Below are 492 nucleotides of genomic sequence, written 5' to 3' on the forward strand. Positions count from 1 at the left end.
CGGATATAACTTCTTAAGAGATTCAAAAGGACAGGTAATGTTTAGTGAATATGATTTAGAAGTATTTAAGAGGTTATTATTAGTTAAGGCGGAACCAGGAAGGACTATAGAAGAATCGTGTAGACTTGTTGGTGAAGAGTTTGGTATTTCGGATAAGAATCGAGTTATAACCGATATATCTCCTGAAAACGGAGGGGATAATAAGGCGATTGAAGAGTTAAAGGAATTGATTTTAATGCAGAATAATAAAATTGATGAATTAACTATTAAATTAAATGAACAGTCAAATCAAACTAAGATGATTGAAACAAGCGTTGGAGATAGAGATCAGCAATTGGTTAGATTAATGAAAGAAATGCTAGAAGTGAAAAGAATGGTGGCGGCAAGTAATAAAAAAAGATGGTGGCATTTTTTCAGAAAATAAATTTAGCCGAAAAGGCTTTTTTTATTGTTTTATAGACTCTATTGATGTAAAATTGGTGTTAATAAAAC

1 protein-coding gene is annotated in these 492 nt (G+C 31.1%); it reads left to right on the top strand.

Going from position 1 to position 492, the window contains the following annotated elements; genetic code table 11:
- Window positions 1–424 (top strand): DUF3967 domain-containing protein (locus DM806_RS00040; protein ID WP_179041246.1); only part of this gene is annotated, 424 nt, incomplete at its 5' end.
- Window positions 425–492 lie beyond the last annotated feature (68 nt).

Origin of the sequence: Sphingobium lactosutens, from assembly GCF_013393185.1 — a bacterium.
Lineage (GTDB): Bacteria > Pseudomonadota > Alphaproteobacteria > Sphingomonadales > Sphingomonadaceae > Sphingobium > Sphingobium lactosutens_A.